Source organism: Streptomyces sp. Go-475 (assembly GCF_003330845.1).
In the GTDB taxonomy this organism is placed as follows: domain Bacteria; phylum Actinomycetota; class Actinomycetes; order Streptomycetales; family Streptomycetaceae; genus Streptomyces.
The window spans coordinates 5,413,102-5,427,483 of record NZ_CP026121.1 but is presented as its reverse complement, the minus strand read 5'-3'; the positions used below and the strand labels follow the sequence as shown (position 1 = coordinate 5,427,483).

The 14,382-nt window shown below is 72.2% G+C and carries 15 protein-coding genes; 8 read left to right on the top strand and 7 right to left on the bottom strand.

The features are described from left to right. Positions 1 to 131: 131 nt before the first annotated feature. Complete coding sequence (locus tag C1703_RS25155; protein WP_051648270.1) at positions 132 to 611, top strand: hypothetical protein; 480 nt, start codon at positions 132 to 134, stop codon at positions 609 to 611. Beyond that, complete coding sequence (locus C1703_RS25150; RefSeq protein ID WP_114254982.1) at positions 608 to 1,519, top strand: NADP-dependent oxidoreductase; 912 nt, start codon at positions 608 to 610, stop codon at positions 1,517 to 1,519. The genes C1703_RS25155 and C1703_RS25150 overlap by 4 nt, the downstream gene beginning before the upstream one ends. 206 nt (positions 1,520 to 1,725) lie before the next feature. On the opposite strand, the gene C1703_RS25145 is transcribed toward C1703_RS25150, so the two are convergent. Next, positions 1,726 to 2,256 (bottom strand): hypothetical protein, encoded by a 531-nt coding sequence (locus tag C1703_RS25145; RefSeq protein WP_051648266.1) that lies wholly within the window; start codon positions 2,254 to 2,256, stop codon positions 1,726 to 1,728. A 342-nt stretch (positions 2,257 to 2,598) separates the two neighbouring features. Between C1703_RS25145 and C1703_RS25140 the strand changes: the two genes are divergently transcribed. Next, positions 2,599 to 5,802, top strand: coding sequence for a tetratricopeptide repeat protein (locus C1703_RS25140; RefSeq protein ID WP_114254981.1), 3,204 nt, complete (start codon positions 2,599 to 2,601; stop codon positions 5,800 to 5,802). A 78-nt stretch (positions 5,803 to 5,880) separates the two neighbouring features. Here the strand turns inward: C1703_RS25140 and C1703_RS25135 are convergent, their stop codons facing one another. Both C1703_RS25135 and mca read right to left on the bottom strand, forming a co-directional pair. Beyond that, entirely contained in the window at positions 5,881 to 6,183 is a 303-nt protein-coding gene (locus C1703_RS25135; protein ID WP_232840586.1) for a hypothetical protein, read from the bottom strand. After that, positions 6,176 to 7,057 (bottom strand): mycothiol conjugate amidase Mca, encoded by an 882-nt coding sequence (mca, locus tag C1703_RS25130; RefSeq protein WP_114254979.1) that lies wholly within the window; start codon positions 7,055 to 7,057, stop codon positions 6,176 to 6,178. Before mca ends, C1703_RS25135 begins: the two co-directional genes overlap by 8 nt. A gap of 147 nt (positions 7,058 to 7,204) precedes the next feature. On the opposite strand from mca, the gene C1703_RS25125 reads away from it, so the two are divergent. Both C1703_RS25125 and greA read left to right on the top strand, forming a co-directional pair. Continuing rightward, positions 7,205 to 7,603: a DUF4307 domain-containing protein gene (locus C1703_RS25125; protein ID WP_114254978.1), complete on the top strand. Its 399-nt coding sequence runs from the start codon at positions 7,205 to 7,207 to the stop codon at positions 7,601 to 7,603. 179 nt (positions 7,604 to 7,782) lie between these two features. Beyond that, the gene (gene greA, locus C1703_RS25120; RefSeq protein ID WP_114254977.1) at positions 7,783 to 8,280 is read left to right on the top strand and encodes a transcription elongation factor GreA; all 498 of its coding nucleotides are present in this window, start codon (positions 7,783 to 7,785) and stop codon (positions 8,278 to 8,280) included. 94 nt (positions 8,281 to 8,374) lie between these two features. Here the strand turns inward: greA and C1703_RS25115 are convergent, their stop codons facing one another. From C1703_RS25115 to ilvA, 3 genes are all read right to left on the bottom strand, one after another. After that, complete coding sequence (locus tag C1703_RS25115) at positions 8,375 to 9,175, bottom strand: ABC transporter permease (RefSeq protein WP_114254976.1); 801 nt, start codon at positions 9,173 to 9,175, stop codon at positions 8,375 to 8,377. After that, complete coding sequence (locus tag C1703_RS25110) at positions 9,172 to 10,149, bottom strand: ATP-binding cassette domain-containing protein (protein ID WP_114254975.1); 978 nt, start codon at positions 10,147 to 10,149, stop codon at positions 9,172 to 9,174. The genes C1703_RS25115 and C1703_RS25110 overlap by 4 nt, the downstream gene beginning before the upstream one ends. A gap of 161 nt (positions 10,150 to 10,310) precedes the next feature. Next, positions 10,311 to 11,540 (bottom strand): threonine ammonia-lyase, encoded by a 1,230-nt coding sequence (ilvA, locus tag C1703_RS25105; RefSeq protein ID WP_114254974.1) that lies wholly within the window; start codon positions 11,538 to 11,540, stop codon positions 10,311 to 10,313. A gap of 163 nt (positions 11,541 to 11,703) precedes the next feature. Here ilvA and C1703_RS25100 point away from each other — a divergent pair, with 163 nt between their 5' ends. From C1703_RS25100 to C1703_RS25090, 3 genes are all read left to right on the top strand, one after another. Beyond that, positions 11,704 to 12,210 (top strand): MarR family transcriptional regulator, encoded by a 507-nt coding sequence (locus tag C1703_RS25100; protein ID WP_114254973.1) that lies wholly within the window; start codon positions 11,704 to 11,706, stop codon positions 12,208 to 12,210. A gap of 152 nt (positions 12,211 to 12,362) precedes the next feature. Continuing rightward, positions 12,363 to 12,866 (top strand): sigma factor-like helix-turn-helix DNA-binding protein, encoded by a 504-nt coding sequence (locus tag C1703_RS25095; protein ID WP_114254972.1) that lies wholly within the window; start codon positions 12,363 to 12,365, stop codon positions 12,864 to 12,866. Positions 12,867 to 12,939: 73 nt separating this feature from the next. Beyond that, positions 12,940 to 13,188, top strand: a complete 249-nt coding sequence (locus tag C1703_RS25090; RefSeq protein ID WP_114254971.1) for a hypothetical protein — start codon at positions 12,940 to 12,942, stop codon at positions 13,186 to 13,188. Positions 13,189 to 13,204: 16 nt separating this feature from the next. Here the strand turns inward: C1703_RS25090 and C1703_RS25085 are convergent, their stop codons facing one another. Then, positions 13,205 to 14,359, bottom strand: coding sequence for a cystathionine gamma-synthase (locus C1703_RS25085; protein ID WP_114254970.1), 1,155 nt, complete (start codon positions 14,357 to 14,359; stop codon positions 13,205 to 13,207). Positions 14,360 to 14,382 lie beyond the last annotated feature (23 nt).

The following is a 14,382-nucleotide window of genomic DNA, read 5'->3' as shown; positions in this document are numbered from 1 at the left end:
AGCTGATGGGCACGGAGACGACGCTGTCGACGCACGGGGGACAAACGCAGCGCGCATCCGCCGGGCTGAGCCGCACCGCGCCTCACCGCCGCCACCCTGAGTCGCCGGAACCCCCCTGGAAGGTCGACCGCATGGCCACGCTGGCAGAACGCCTGAATGCCTGGTTCGCGGATGCCGCCACGGCTGATGCCGTGGGCCGGCTGCGTGAACCGACAACCTCCGAAGTCGCCCAGGCGATCTCGCAGGACCCGAGCCACGACGTCACGATCTCCCGGAGCTATCTGACGGCGTTGCGCAACGGCTCGCAGACCAACCCGACGGTCAGCGTGCTCTCGGCGATCGTGCGGTATTTCCAGTCCCGGGAGATGACGCTGCCGGTGTCGGTGAGCGCGCTCATCTCGGAGGACCCGCCCACCCCCGTCCAGGAGGAGAAGGACGAGTGGGCCGAAGCGCTCTCCGACCGGCAGGTGCGCTCCATCGCCATGCGCGCCGGCCAGCTCACCCCGGCCATGCGCGAGCAACTGCTGTCGATCATGGACGTGCTGGACGACCCGAAGAAGTCCGCGAAGTCCTCCCCTGAGGCGAAGTCCCCTGAGGAGGGAGACGCGTGAAGGCCGTCCGCCTCACCCGGACCGGCGGACCTGAGGTCCTGGAAGTCCAGGAGGTGCCCGACCCGGAGCCCGCGGAAGACCTGGTGATCAGGACAGCCGCCGCGGCCGTCAACCCGGTGGATCTCGCGACCCGTTCGGGCCTGATTCCCACCTCACTGCCCGCCGTGCTCGGCTGGGACCTGGCGGGCACCGTCGCGCACGCCCCGGCGGGCTCCGGCTTCCGCGCCGGTGACCGCGTCCTGGCGATGACCGCGCAACTGGGCACCGGCGTGGGCAGCATGGCCGAGTACGTGTCCTTCGACCCGAAGTACGTGGCGCGGGTGCCGCAGGGCATGGCCCTCACGGACGCCGCCGCCCTGCCGCTCGCGGGTGTGACCGCGGTGCAGTTGCTGCGCCGGACCCCGGACCGCCGAGGCAAGCGGATCCTGCTGATCGGCGCCCAGGGGGGCGTCGGCGCGCACGTCGCCGCCCGCCTGCTCGACGAGGCGTCGGCCCGCACCGACCTGCTCGTCCGCCCCGCCGACCGCTCCGCATGGCAGGAGCGGCGGGCCGGGTGCCCGGCCGACGGCGCGGTGCTCACCGACCCCGCGCAGGTGGAGGCCGGGGCCTACGACATCGTCATCGACGCCGGCGGCGCGCCCGGCCTGTTCGAGGCCGTGCGCCCGCGGGGCGCCTTCCTCACCATCACCCCGTTCAGCGCCCCGGACCCGGCCGTGCGGCCCGACGTGGCGTACACCCTCATCGGCGTGGAACTGGACGGGGACGACCTGGCCGACGTGGCCGAGACCGCGGCCCGGGGGGACGGCCCGCGCCAGGAGACCACCGTGCTCCCCTTCGAGGAGGCGGCCGAGGCCCACCGGCGCCTGGAGCGCGGCGGTTTCCGCGGCAAGCTGGTGTTGGTCCCCTAGACCTCCGGCTCCCTGGACCTCCGGCTCCCTGGACCTCCGGCTCCTCAGGCCCCTGGCTCCCTGGAGCTCCGGCTCCTCAGGCCTCTGGCTCCCTGAAGCTCCGGCGCCTCAGGCCTCTGGCTCCCTGGACCTTCTGGTCCCCAGAGGGCCGCCGCCTTGTCCTTCGGCCGGTCGCCCGGCCGAAGCACCGGGCGGCGGCCCGGAGTTCACGTGAGCCCGTTCTCGAAGACGAGACTGCCGTAGACGGAGGGCCGCCACGGCTCGTCGAGCCCGTGGCGCCGCGCCTGCCGCTGCGCCGCCATCGCCTGGTGCATGAGCGTGGACGCGACGATCTCCGCGTCCCTCTCGTCCCGGTCGGAGTAGCAGTTGCGCAACTGCGGCTGCTCCGGCCGCTCCCCCGACAGGTCGTAGGCGACGATGTGCCCGACCTCGTGCAGGATGATGTGCTCCTGATGCGCCTTGGTGGTCTTCGCCTGGTAGACGATGACGTCCTCGTCCTGGCGGGAGAGCAGGACCCCGAAGGGGCCGTCGGCCGGCAGGTCCCACTCCAGCAGTCTGATCGGCGTACCGCGCTGCTCGGCCAGCAACTCGCACAGCTTGGTGACGCCCAGCGGCAGCGGAGGCGCGAGTTCCCGTATCAGCCGGCGGCTGTGCGATCTCAGCTCCGCGTCCCGTCGCCGATCGTCGCCCAGGCCCGGGAACCTTCCCCCACCGCGCCGGAATAATGTGCTGAACACCTGTACCCCTGTGTGTCATGACATCTACTCACGGACCGCACACGACACACCGTTGAGCCAGAGCCGGCCGGCCCCCAATCTACCGTGCTCCCCCTCGCCACCCGAAGGGTGCGGGCCCGGCAGCACGGTGAGACGCGGTGCGAGGACCCCTCGCGGGACGCACGTCCGCCCGCGCGCGCCGCAGACCGACCCGCCCTCCTCTTCACACAATCGGTCCGGGCACGCCCCCTCGCCCCGATGCGCCGTCCGCAGCACACTTGACCAGAACACGACCGAGACAACGAGCGAGGGACGACCGAGGGACCACCGAGGATCGCCGTTGCCGCCGGAGGGGGACGTGACATGCGGGACAGTCATCGGGCGGAGGCCGAGCGGCTGTTGGTGCGGGCCGTGGAGGAGGAGGTGCGCCGCTCGGGCGGGCGCAGCGACGGAAAGGTACTGCTCGCCAGGGCGCGCGGGGCGCTCGACTCGATGGCGCAGAGCGCGGCCGAGGAGTACGAGGCCTACACGCGCGCCCTGGACGAGGCGGCGGCCGGGCAGCTCACCTTCGGGCAGCGCTACGCCCGGGAGGGCGCCGGGACACCGCTGCTGGTGGCCGGGGTCGCGGCCGTCGCTGCCGTCGTCGCCGACATGGCCCTCGGCACGGACGCCGGCACGGCGCTCGGCGCGGGCGTCGCGGTCGGTGTCGTGGGCGCCGCCGCGACGGTCGTGAAGGTGGTCGGCTCCCATCTGCCGGCCGCGCACCACCGCGCCGGGGCCGTGAGCCAGCCGGGCGGACCGGAGCAGCTGCGGCTGCAGTGGCTGACGGCACTGGAGGTGCGGGGCATCCGTCCGTTCCTGGACCAGCAGCGGCTGCTCGCCGCCTCCACCGGTCCGAAGAAGACCGGGCCGCGGCTGCGGGGCGCCGACAAGAGCGCGGCGGCGCGCGGGCGCAACGTGCTGGAGCAGTCCTTCGCGCAACTGCCGGAACCGGCGCGGCCGTTCGCCGGGCGGCGGCAGGAGCTGGCGCAGATCCGGCAGTGGGTGCAGGCGGCCCGGGCCAGCACGGAGACCCAGCCGACCGTGGTCGTGCTGCACGGCACGCCCGGCAGCGGCCGCACCACCCTCGCGGTGCACGCCACGCACGATCTGAAGGACTACTTCCGCGGCGCCTGCGTCGTCGACCTGCGCGCCGAGGGCCCGGCCGGTAACCCGCTGTCCACCCGCGACGCCCTGCTGCACCTGCTCAACCGGCTCGGCGCGCCCCGCGAGCAACTGCTGTTCCGCGAGCGCTCCTCCCCCGACCAGCAGGTCAAACGGCTCAGCGAGCTGTACCACCAGCATCTGACCGGCCTGCCGGTCACGGTCGTCCTCGACGACGCCTCGGACGCCGGCCAGATCCGCGCCCTGGTCCCGGAGCGCTCCGACAGCCTGGTGCTGGTGACCGCGCGGGAGCCGCTGGAGCTGGGCGGCCTGCCCGCGCGGGTGCACCAGCTGTCGGTGGAGCCGCTGGACGCGGCCGGCGCGGAGGAGCTGCTGGGCGCGGCGGCGCAGGACCGGTCCGGGCCGTACGACGCCGAGTCGGCCGACCAGGTGCGGGAGCTCTGCGGCGGGCTGCCGCTGGCCCTGCGCATCGCCGGCTCCTGCCTCGGCCCGCGCTCCCCGCGTGCCCTGGCCACGGACCTCGGCGCGTACGGCCCGGTCGAGCCGGTCGAGCGCGCCCTGTGGCTGCGCTACACCGACCAGTCGGAGACCGTACGACGGCTGCTGCGCCGGCTGGCCCTGGCCGGCCGGGCCTCGCTGGGCGTCGCCGCGGCCGCCGCGCTGCTGGCCACCGACGAGGCGGAGGCGGCCCGCCACCTGGAGGCGCTGACCCGCGCCGGGCTGATCGACCACGTCCGGGGCAACCGCTACCGGCTGCACGACCTGGTCCGCGCCTTCGCCCAGGCCCGCCTCCTCGACGAGGAGGAACCGGCCGGGCGCACGGCGGCACAGGAGCGGCTGATCGTGAACTACGCCGAGCTGGCCGACTCCGTGCTGCGCATGGTCGACGGCAACATGTCGACCCGCACCAACCGCTTCAGCCCGTACGGCTTCACCTCCCTGGACGAGGCGCTGCGCTGGCTGGACGACGAGTCGAGCTTCATCACGGCGGCGCTGCGGCACGCCGAGGGCGTGAACCAGGCGGCGGTGCTGAACCTGCTGGGCGCCCTGTGCGACTACTGCCTGCTGCGCGGCGACCTGTACCGCCTGGGCGAGATCAGCGAACTCGCCCAGGCGGTGGACGAGGGGCTGCTGGTCCGGTCGGTGCAGTGGCGCACCGGCATCGCGGCCCGGCAGCTCGGCGAACTCGACAAGGCCCGCACGACCCTCGCCTCGGTCGTCGACCTCTACCGGGAGGCCCATCACGACGCCGGTGCCGCGCGCGCCCTGTGCTCCCTCGGCATCACCCTGCACCACCAGGGCAACCTGACGGAGGCGTCGGCGAAGCTCCGCGAGGCCCTGGCCCTGCAGTCCTCGCCCGCGCTGGCCACGGACCGGGCGTGGACGATGCACGCCCTCGCGGCGGTGGAGCGCGACCGGGCCCGGCTGGCGGAGGCGCTGGACCTGCTGACCGAGTCGCTGGTCCTGCACCGCGCGGGCGAGTCCGTGCACGGCCAGGCCTGGGCGCACTTCCAGCTCGGCCAGCTCGGTCTGCGCATGGGCGACGTCCCGCGCGCCGAGTCCGAGCTGCGCGCGGCCCTCGACCTGTACGGCCGCACCCGCGACGCCCGCGGGGAGGCCTGGGCCCTGACGCAGCTGGCCCGCGCCCGGCTGGTCGCCGGCGACGCGTCCCCGGCCGTGGAGGAACTGCGGGGCGCGGCGGCCCGGCACCGCGACAACGAGGACGCGCGCGGCGAGGCCTGGACCCTCTACTACCTCGGTCAGGCCCTGGAGGAGACGGGCAACCTGGACCAGGCGGTCCGCGAACTGGAACGCTCACGCACGATGTTCTCGCGCATGCGGGACGTCTACGGCCTGGCCTGCGCCCGCCACCACTCGGCCCGCGTGACCCGCGACCAGCGGGCGGCCCAGACGGGCTCGCTGCGCAACTCCGGCTTCGCCCGCCAGCTCCTGGTGGACGCCCGCGCCGACTTCCAGCGCATCGGCGTCGCCCATGGCGAGGCCTGGACCTGCCTGGAACTGGCGGTCGTGGACGCGGGCAACGCCCGCACCCAGCAGGCCCTGGCCCTGTGCGACGAGGCCGCCGGCCTCTTCACGTCCTACGGCGACCGCCGGGGCGAGGACTGGGCCCGCTTCCTGCGCTGCACCCTCCTGCCCTACGCGGCACCGGGCGGCGTGGAGGTCGGCACGGCCGTGGCCCAGGAGGAACTGGCCCAGCTGTCCCGCGCCGGCCACCCCCTGCGCGACGACAAACTCGACGAGTACGCCGACGCCTGGGCCCTGCTGCTGGAACGCGGCGTGAGCCTGGAGGCGGGGTGGCAGGCCTGGCGACTGGGCATGACGCCGAGCCGGCACGCGCGGGAGGTGATGGGGGTGGCGGTGGAGCCGAAGGAGCAGGTCTGAGGCAGCCCTGAGACACAGGGGGCACCCCGTCGGCGGCGGACGGGCCACCGACGGGTGTCACACCCGGGGCAGGGGCGGTCAGCCCTGCTTCTCGCCCTGGCCGGAGGACGCCCCCGCGTCCTGCTTCTCGCCCTGGCCGGCCGCCTTGGCGTCCGCGGGTTCCGCCTCCGCCCGCTCGGCCTCCGGGTCCGGGACCTGGGTGAAGTCGACCCTGCTCATGTGCCGGCTCATCGACTTCATCAGGGCCCACACCGCCAGGGCCATCGCCGCGAAGACGATGAAGCCGAGGACGCCGGGGGTGACCTTGTCCTCGTCGACCTCCTTGGCGAAGGAGACGAGGTGCGTCATTGCCAGGCTTGCGCTTGCGCTCATGTCAGGCATTGTCGCGGACGCCCGCGAAGAGGTCGTCCTCGGGGAGGGAGGTATCGACGAGGGACTTCGCCAGCTCGTACTCCTCCGTCGGCCAGACCTCCTTCTGGATGTCCATCGGGACCTTGAACCAGCCGCCGTCGGGGTCGATCTGCGTGGCGTGCGCGATCAGCGCCTTGTCGCGGATCTCGTAGAAGTCGCCGCAGGGGACGTGCGTGGTGAGCGTGCGCTCCTTCATCCCGAATTCGTCCCAGCGCTTGAGCCAGTCCCCGTAGGGCGACTCCAGACCGCGGTCGAGCATCGCCTGGTGCAGGGCCTCGGTGCGCGGGCGGTTGAAGCCCTGGTTGTAGTAGAGCTTCTGCGGCTGGTAGGCGGGGCCGTACTCGGCCTCGGGGTACTTCTCGGTGTCCGCCGCCCCCTCGAACGCCACCACCGAGATCTTGTGGGTCATGATGTGGTCGGGGTGCGGGTAGCCGCCGTTCTCGTCGTAGGTGGTGATCACCTGGGGACGGAAGGAGCGGATCTTCCGCACCAGCTCACCGGCGGCGTGGTCGACGTCCTCCAGGGCGAAGCAGCCCTCCGGCAGCGGCGGCAGCGGGTCGCCCTCGGGCAGGCCCGAGTCGACGAAGCCGAGCCACTCCTGCTTGACCCCGAGGATCTCGCGGGCCTCGTCCATCTCCTTCTTGCGTACCTCGTGGATGTGTTCCTCGATGTACTTGTCGCCCTGCAGCTTCGGGTTGAGGATGGAGCCGCGCTCCCCGCCCGTGCAGGTCACGACCAGCACGTCCACCCCCTCGGACACGTACTTCGCCATGGTCGCCGCGCCCTTGCTCGACTCGTCGTCGGGGTGGGCGTGCACGGCCATCAGTCGCAACTGGTCAGTCAAGACTCAATCCTCAGTAAGTCGGCGCCCTGTGTGCGTCGGCGCAATCAGCGGCTTCTATAGTGACCGAATCGGAGGGCGAATAATTCCGGGACCACGTCCCGGGGCCCCTGCCGGGACGTCCGTCCCGGCCCTGTCTGGAGGACGATCATGAGTACGGCGAGCACGCGACTGCCCGAGGGCCGCTACGGCCGTTCCTCGGACGAGCGCGCCGACCGCAAGCTCAAGGCCGTCGGCGCCGTCCTCGCGGTGGCCCTGCTGGGGCTCCTCGGCTGGTTCGGCTACCACTACGTCGCCCAGAGCAAGATCAGCGCAGAGGTGATCAGCTTCGAGCCCGGCAAGGACTCCGTGCGGGTGCACCTGGAGGTCCGCAAGGACTCCGGCACCGACGGCTACTGCACCGTCCGCTCCCAGGCCGAGGACGGCGCCGAGGTGGGCCGGGCCGACTTCCGCTTCACCGGGGACGCCACCCGCATCGACAAGGTCGTCACGCTCCGCACCACCTCCGAGGGCACCACGGCCGAGCTGCTGGGCTGCCACGCCGACTGACGACAACCGGACGTCACCTGGAATACGTAGCGTCTGACCTGCGTTGACGTGAATCTGGTGGCTTATGTCCTCCCCCTTGGGCCCCTGAATTGTTAGGCTCGTGGTTTCGCCCATCCGTGAAGGAACATTCTTCTGGGTAGGGCGATGCTTTGTATTCCCAGTACCTACGAGGAGCACCTGTGACCCAGACCAGCGAGAACGTCACCTGGCTGACCCAGGAGGCGTACAACAAGCTCAAGGATGAGCTTGAGTACCTTACTGGTCCCGCGCGGGCGGAGATCTCCGCGAAGATCGCCGCGGCGCGCGAGGAGGGCGACCTGCGTGAGAACGGCGGGTACCACGCGGCCAAGGAGGAGCAGGGCAAGCAGGAACTGCGTGTGCGCCAGCTCACCCAGCTCCTCGAGAACGCCAAGGTCGGCGAGGCGCCTGCGGCGGACGGTGCCGTCGCGCCGGGCATGGTCGTCACGATCGCGTTCGACGGTGACGAGGACGACACGCTGACGTTCCTGCTCGCCTCGCGCGAGTACGCGAGCGCCGACATCGAGACGTACTCGCCGCAGTCCCCGCTGGGCACCGGCGTGATCGGCCACAAGGTCGGCGAGGACGCGGAGTACGAGCTGCCCAACGGCAAGAAGGCCACGGTGAGGATCCTGAAGGCCGAGCCGTACGAGGGCTGAGCCCCTCCCGTCCGGACCTCGACGTGCCCCCGGCACCGCTGCGGCGCCGGGGGCATCGTCATGCCGTCGCGGACCGCCCCGAAACCCGGAGCCGTCAGCCGGTCGCCCGGCGGTACTTGCGGACCGCCAGCGTCCGGAAGACCGCGATGATCACGACCGACCAGATCAGCGAGGCCCACACGGGGTGCTGCATGGGCCAGGCGTCGGGTGTCTTGAAGCCCGGCGGAAGGTTGCCGAACAGCTCACGGCACGCCTGCACGACCGCGCTGAACGGGTTCCACTCCGCGATGTGCCGCAGGAAGGACGGCATCAGGTTCGCGTCCACGAACGCGTTCGAGATGAAGGTCAGCGGAAAGAGCCAGATCAGGCCGCCCGAGGTCGCCGCTTCCGGAGTGCGCACGGACAGGCCGATGAGCGCGCCGATCCACGAGAACGCGTACCCGAAGAGCAGGAGCAGGGCGAAGCCGGCGAGGACCTTGCCGAGGTTCTCGTGGGTGCGCCAGCCGACGATCACCGCGACGACCGCCAGGACGACGAGGGTGAGCGCCGTCTGCACCAGGTCGGCGATGGTCCGGCCGGTCAGCACCGCGCCACGCGCCATCGGCAGCGAGCGGAACCGGTCGATGAGGCCCTTGTGCATGTCGTCGGCGATGCCCGCACCCGCGCCCGCGGTGGCGAACGTGACGGTCTGGGCGAAGATGCCGGCCATCAGGAACTCGCGGTAGGCCTGGGTCGAGTTGGACGAGCCGACCTGGATCGAGCCGCCGAACACGTAGGTGAACAGCACCACGAACATGATCGGCTGGAACAGCCCGAAGATGATCATCTCGGGGATCCGGCCCATACGGATCAGGTTTCTGCGCGCGATGACCGCGGAATCGCTGATGGCGCTCACTGGTCGGCCCCCTTGCCGCTCTCCTCGTCCTTGACCTCGGCCACGTGTCCCGTCAGGGACAGGAAGACGTCGTCGAGGGTCGGCCGGCGCAGGCCGATGTCGTCGATCTCGATGCCCCGGGCGTCCAGCTCGCGGATGACCTCGGCGAGGAGTTTGGCGCCGCCGGTGACGGGCGTGGTGAGCTTGCGCATGTGCTCCTCGACCGTGGTCTCGCCCTTGCCGAAGCCGGCGAGCACCTCGACGGCGGCCCGGATGTGCTCGCGCTCGTGCACCACGACCTCGACGCGCTCGCCGCCGGTGCGGGCCTTGAGCTGGTCGGAGGTGCCCTGGGCGATGACCTTGCCGTGGTCGACCACCGCGATGTCGTGCGCCAGGTGGTCGGCCTCCTCCAGGTACTGGGTGGTCAGCAGCAGTGTCGTGCCGCCGGAGACCAGTTGCTTGATGACCTCCCACAGCTGCTGGCGGTTGCGCGGGTCGAGGCCGGTCGTCGGCTCGTCCATGAACATCACGGGCGGTGAGACGACGAGGGCCGCCGCGAGGTCGAGGCGGCGGCGCATGCCGCCCGAGTAGGTCTTGGTGGGGCGGTCGGCGGCGTCCGTGAGGTGGAACTGCTCCAGCAGCTCGGCCGCGCGCTCCTTCGCCGCCCTGGCCTTCATCTGGTAGAGCCGGCCGACCATCTGCAGGTTTTCGCGGCCGGTCAGGTACTCGTCGACCGCCGCGAACTGGCCGGACAGGCCGATGGAGCGGCGGACGGCGTCGGGCTGCTTGAGCACGTCGACGCCCGCGACGACCGCCCGGCCGCTGTCGGGCCGCAGCAGGGTGGTCAGGCAGCGGACGGTCGTCGTCTTGCCCGCGCCGTTCGGCCCGAGCAGGCCGAGGACCGTGCCCTCGGGCACGTCGAGGTCGACGCCGTCCAAGGCCCTTACGTCACCGAAGGTCTTGACCAGACCTTCGGCATAAATGGCGCCTGGCATAAAAGTCTCCACGTCTTCGGGGATGGCCGGACAGGTGCCCGGTGAGCCTTCTCACAGACACACCATAACGCGATATATCGCGTCTCTCAACGAGTTTTTCCACGTGCGGTCCGAGGGACGAAGGTGATCTTGACGGGCGGCCGGGCTGCTCGGGAGCCGGGTCAGCCCATGACCGTGTAACCCGCCTCGCGCAGCGCCTGGCCCACCTCGGCGCAGTGCGCCGGGCCCTTCGTCTCCAGGTGCAGTTCGACCTCCGCCTCCGTGAGCCCGAGCCGTGGGTCGGTCCGCACGTGGCTCACATCGAGGACGTTAGCGTCGACCACTGACAACACACCCAGAAGTGTGGCGAGAGCACCGGGCCGGTCGGTGAGCCGGAGGCGAACGGCCAGGTAGCGGCCCTGCGCGGCCATGCCGTGCCGCAGGACCCGCTGCATCAGCACCGGGTCGACGTTGCCGCCGGACAGCACCGCGACGACCGGGCCCTCGAAGGCGCCGGGCGCGCTCAGCAGCGCCGCGACCGGGCTGGCCCCGGCCGGTTCGACGACCAGCTTGGCCCGCTCCAGGCAGAGCAGCAGCGCCGCGGACAGCTCGTCCTCGCTGACCGTGCGCACCTCGTCGACCAGGTCGCCGATGATCCCGAAGGGCACGTCGCCGGGCCGGCCCACCTTGATGCCGTCGGCCATCGTCGCCGGGTTCTCCACCGTCACCGGCCGCCCCGCCGCCAGCGAGGGCGGGTAGGCCGCCGCCCCGGTCGCCTGGACGCCGACGATCCTGAGGTCGGGCCGCAGGGCCTTCACCGCCACCGCGATCCCGGCGGCCAGCCCGCCGCCGCCGATGCCGACCACGATCGTGCGCACCTCGGGGCACTGCTCCAGGATCTCCAGGCCCACCGTGCCCTGCCCGGCGATGATGTCGGGGTGGTCGAAGGGGTGGATGAACACCGCGCCCGTCTCGGCCGCGTACTCCTGGGCTGCGGCGAGGGTCTCGTCGACGACCTGGCCGTGCAGCCGCACCTCGGCCCCGTAGTCACGGGTGGCGCTGACCTTGGGCAGCGGGGCGCCCTTCGGCATGAACACCGTGGAACGCACGCCGAGCAGCGACGACGCCAGGGCGACGCCCTGCGCGTGGTTGCCGGCGCTCGCGGCGACGACACCGGCGGCCCGCTCCTCGGGCAGCAGACCCGCGATGCGGACATAGGCGCCGCGCAGCTTGAACGAGCCCGTCCGCTGGAGGTTCTCGCACTTGAGGTGCACCGGGGCGCCGACCAGCTGGGACAGGTGCCTGCTGCTCTCCATCGCGGTCACCCGCGCCACGCCCGAGAGCATCTTCTGGGCGCCGCGCACGTCGTCGAGGGTGACGGGGCGCAAGGAGTCAGCCGTGCTGTAGCTCATGACTCAAGCATCGCAGTTCACGGGTGGGAACGGCCGTTGTGACCAACCTCCGAGACCCGCTTTGCGCAGCGCCGGTACGACCTGCCGTCCGGCCGCGTACCCTGTCCCCCAATCAGCCAGCCCTCCACGAAGTGAGCCCCCGGCCATGCCCACAACACCTGAAATGTCGATGGACATGACGACCGTCGGTGACACCGGTCTTCTCGACACGCTGCAGCACGAGGTGGCGCTGTTCGCCCGCCGTGCCGAACAGACCCGGCTCGGCGGGGTCGGGCAGGTGCGCAACTCCATGGACCGCGCCGCGTATCTGCTGCTCAACCGGCTCGACAAAGAAGGTCCGATGGGCGTCAAGGCGCTCGCCGCGAGCATGGGGATCGACTCGTCGACGGTCACCCGGCAGGTGGCTCCGCTCGTCGACACCGGCCTGGTCAAGCGGACCTCGCACCCCGAGGACGGGCGGGCGGTGGTGCTCCAGCTGTCCCCGCGCGGGCAGTCGCGGCTGGAGGAAGTGCGCTCGTCGCGCCGCCAGTTGATGGCCGAGCTGACCCACGACTGGGAGCCGGAGGAGCGCGAGGCGTTCTGCTCGCTCCTCACCCGCTTCAACACCGCGCTGTCCTCCCGGATGGCGGCGCAGGGAGTACCGGGACCGGAGGCCCAGTCGCCGTCCTGACGCCCTGCGAGGACGGGGGTTCGGCTCTGTACGGCCGCGGCGGCCGTGCGCGGCTCTTGACCCCGGGGCCGCCCCTGGCCTGATATGAGACCGGGTCCCGTCGTACACGGCCGGGCCCGCATCCTCAGGGTCGCCCTCACGCGGGAGGCGCGGTGCGAGAACGGCATGCGTCCCGGGCAAACCGTCGGGCCCGGGAGTTCGAGGCGTTCGTCGCGGGCGCGGCCGGGCGGCTGCTGCACGCCGCGACCCTGCTCACCGCGGAGGCCCCGGGCGACAACCCCCGCGCGCGGCGGCTGCTGACGCTGTCGCTGGCTCACACGTACGCGTACTGGGACCGGCTGCGCGGCGAGGATCCCTACGACCGCACCCGGCAGTACCTGGCCACCCGCTTCGCGCGCGGCGCGTGGCACCACTACGGCGGTCTCGGCCGCTCGCGCCCCCACCCCGCAGCTCCGCTGGCCCCGCTCACCCCGCAGGAGCGGCTGATCCTGGTGCTCAGGCTGTACGAGGGCGTCGCCGAGGAGCAGACGGCGGCCCTGCTCGGCCTGTCCCCGGAGCGCGTACGGGCGATCTGCCACCGGGCGACGACGACCCTGCTGCACCGGCGCCGGGGCCCGGCACCGGCGGTGACGGCCGCGAAGGCGGTGCCGTCATGAGCCACCCGGCGAACGCCCCGCTGACGGGCCGGGGACGGACCACCAAAGCCCCCGCTGACAAGGGGAGACGGGCATGAGCGGCAACGACCGTGAGGCGGCCGTGCGGCGGCTGCTGGAGCAGGTGCCGCGGTCCGTGCCGCCCGAGATCCACGCGGAGGCGGTGCGCGTCGGCGGCCGCGTGCTGCGCCGCCGGACGCTCGCCCGCCGCGCCCTGTGGCTGCTGCTGTTCGCGGCGGCCGTGGCGTTCACCGTGTGGGCGCTGACCGCCCGTCCCTGGGTGGAGCCGCCGTCCCACACGACCCCACCCCTCACCGGCTGGTGACCCGGCCGGGGCCCGGCTAGCCGAGGGCCTGCAGCAGGTCCTCCAGCAGGTCGTCGGCGTTCTCGATGCCGACGGACAGGCGCACCAGGTCGGCGGGGACCTCCAGGGCCGAGCCGGCCGCGGAGGCGTGGGTCATGCGGCCCGGGTGCTCGATCAGCGACTCGACACCGCCGAGGGACTCGCCGAGCGTGAACACCTTGGCCCGGTTGCAGACCTCGACGGCCGCCGCCTCGCCGCCCTGCACACGGAACGAGACCATGCCGCCGAACGCCTTCATCTGCTTGGCCGCGACCTCGTGGCCAGGGTGCTCCGGCAGGCCCGGGTACAGCACGCTGGTCACGCGCGCGTGCCGGGTGAGCATGTCGGCGACCTTGGTGGCGTTCTCGCTGTGCCGGTCCATGCGCACGGAGAGGGTCTTGGTGCCGCGCAGCACCAGCCAGGAGTCGAAGGGCCCGGCGACCGCGCCCATCGCGTTCTGGTGGAAGGCCAGTTCCTCGCCCAGGTCGGCGTCGTCGGTGATCAGGGCGCCGCCGACGACGTCCGAGTGGCCGCCCATGTACTTCGTCAGCGAGTGCACGACGACGTCCGCGCCGAGCGAGAGCGGCTGCTGGAGGTAGGGCGTGGCGAAGGTGTTGTCGACGACGAGGCGGGCGCCCGCGTCCCGGGCGACCTGGGCGACGGCGGCGATGTCGGTGATGCCGAGCAGCGGGTTGGACGGGGTCTCCACCCAGACGACCTTGGTCTTCGGGGTGAGGGCGGCCCGTACGGCGGCGGGGTCGCTGGTGTCGGCGACCGACCACTCCACGCCCCAGCGGGCGACGACCTTGGCGAACAGCCGGAACGTCCCGCCGTAGGCGTCGTTGGGGATGACCACGTGGTCGCCGGGGGTGAGCAGCGTGCGCAGCAGGCAGTCCTCGGCCGCCAGCCCGGACGCGAACGCGAGGCCGCGGCGGCCGCCCTCCAGGGCGGCGAGGTTCTCCTCCAGCGCGGTCCTGGTCGGATTGGCGCTGCGGCTGTACTCGTAGCCGCCGCGCAGGCCGCCGACGCCGTCCTGCTTGTAGGTCGAGACCTGGTAGATGGGCGGGACGACCGCGCCCGTCAGGGGGTCGGCGGTGTTGCCCGCGTGGATCGCGAGCGTCTCGAAGTGCTGACTGATGTGCCTCTCGCTCATGGGCACCGAGGGTAGTGCGCCGA

Bases quoted from the DNA above. Each gene is read 5' to 3' on its own strand.
- C1703_RS25155 (WP_051648270.1), top strand. From the start codon at position 132: ATGGCCACGCTGGCAGAACGCCTGAATGCCTGGTTCGCGGATGCCGCC.
- C1703_RS25140 (WP_114254981.1), top strand. From the start codon at position 2,599: ATGCGGGACAGTCATCGGGCGGAGGCCGAGCGGCTGTTGGTGCGGGCC.
- C1703_RS25135 (WP_232840586.1), bottom strand. From the start codon at position 6,183: ATGCCTGACATGAGCGCAAGCGCAAGCCTGGCAATGACGCACCTCGTC.
- C1703_RS25125 (WP_114254978.1), top strand. From the start codon at position 7,205: ATGAGTACGGCGAGCACGCGACTGCCCGAGGGCCGCTACGGCCGTTCC.
- C1703_RS25110 (WP_114254975.1), bottom strand. From the start codon at position 10,149: ATGCCAGGCGCCATTTATGCCGAAGGTCTGGTCAAGACCTTCGGTGAC.
- ilvA (WP_114254974.1), bottom strand. From the start codon at position 11,540: ATGAGCTACAGCACGGCTGACTCCTTGCGCCCCGTCACCCTCGACGAC.
- C1703_RS25100 (WP_114254973.1), top strand. From the start codon at position 11,704: ATGTCGATGGACATGACGACCGTCGGTGACACCGGTCTTCTCGACACG.
- C1703_RS25090 (WP_114254971.1), top strand. From the start codon at position 12,940: ATGAGCGGCAACGACCGTGAGGCGGCCGTGCGGCGGCTGCTGGAGCAG.
- C1703_RS25085 (WP_114254970.1), bottom strand. From the start codon at position 14,359: ATGAGCGAGAGGCACATCAGTCAGCACTTCGAGACGCTCGCGATCCAC.